Source organism: Psychrobacter sp. FME6 (genome assembly GCF_014861365.1).
Taxonomy (GTDB): Bacteria; Pseudomonadota; Gammaproteobacteria; order Pseudomonadales; family Moraxellaceae; genus Psychrobacter.
On the sequence record NZ_RRYW01000206.1, the window covers coordinates 1 to 1,220 of the forward strand.

A 1,220-nucleotide genomic window follows, 5' to 3' on the forward strand; every position below is an offset into this window, starting at 1 on the left:
GCTGTTTCCCATTAAGACCCGTTTCTATCTGTTAAATCTCTAAGTGAGGTGCTTGTGATTGTTTTATCCGTAGGTCGGACTTCGCTGTTATGTCCTTGCCCCAATTGGTTGCCCTGACTGCTACTAACTGGCGGTAATTCTCGTCCTCGCTCATTTGTATGGCGTTCAGTGCTGACCTGTCTAACCAGTCTTGCACTAAATCCGTTTTATCTTCGTTATCGCTCATATCTCTATCGCTCCATGCCTTTATTTTTGCTCTGACTGGTACGCACTCGTAGCTGTTCCACCTTTGGTTCTTGCTTCTGCTGCTCTTTGTATTCTTTGATAGCTTGTTGACCTTGCTGTGCTTCTTGCACTGTCTGCGGTTCGTTTTTGGCTATCCAGTCTTTAGCGTGTTGCTTGTATTTTCCTCTATCTTGAACCTCTTTAACGCTTATTTGGCGTTCTAGGCTTCGCAATACCGTCCGTTTTTCTAACTGCTGCTTTGACCACGTTTTTTCTCTCGTAGTAAAAGGTTTTTTTGCGGTATCGTAGGCTTGCTGAAGCTCGGCTAACTCTTTTTTCAAGGGTTTAAGACTTAGTTGTTCAAACTGCTTTTCAATGTTTGCAAGCCTTGTTTCATAAGCGTTTACAGCTTTCTCACCCTTCACGGCTTGGGCGTGTAGCTCTTGTGAGTTCTGAAGCAATAGCTCTTTAGCTTGTTGCTGAAGCTGGGCTTCTCGTTCAGCTTTTAGTTTGGATTGTTGATGTTCAGCAATTCTTCTATCCGCTTGGTCGATTGCGCTAGCTGAAGCGTTAATCTCTCGTTCTGCTCCCTCAATTCCTTGTTGGCTGTCATTAACTCTTTCGTTGACCTGTCTAGCTCTTTTATCTGCCCAAGCTGTGTTGTATGTTGCGCTCTCAATGAGTTTAACTGCTCTTTCAATTGCTTCTCTAAGTCTGTCATTACTCTGCACTCTCTGCTCTGTGACGGCGTTCAAGCTCTTTTCAATAATCGCTAGCTGCTGCATTGCATGGTTATATTCTTCAACCTTACGGTTATAGTCGCCTGTCGCTGTCTTAATGCCTTTGCGCTCTAGGGCTGACGCTTCCCAACCTAGTTTTTTGGTGGGTAGTAGCTCTAATCCTCTGTCTTTATGGCTTCTGTGGTCAATTCGGGCATCAATCTTGGCTTCTTTGAGGTGCTTATTGGTGATATTAGCCCACTGCTCACGGATTGC

2 protein-coding genes are annotated in these 1,220 nt (G+C 44.7%); both read right to left on the bottom strand.

What is annotated here, in order from left to right; genetic code table 11:
- Positions 1 to 31 precede the first annotated feature (31 nt).
- Positions 32 to 226, bottom strand: coding sequence for a hypothetical protein (locus tag EI162_RS14240; RefSeq protein ID WP_192524953.1), 195 nt, complete (start codon positions 224 to 226; stop codon positions 32 to 34).
- A 4-nt stretch (positions 227 to 230) separates the two neighbouring features.
- Positions 231 to 1,220 (bottom strand): MobA/MobL family protein (locus tag EI162_RS14245; RefSeq protein ID WP_192524954.1); only part of this gene is annotated, 990 nt, incomplete at its 5' end.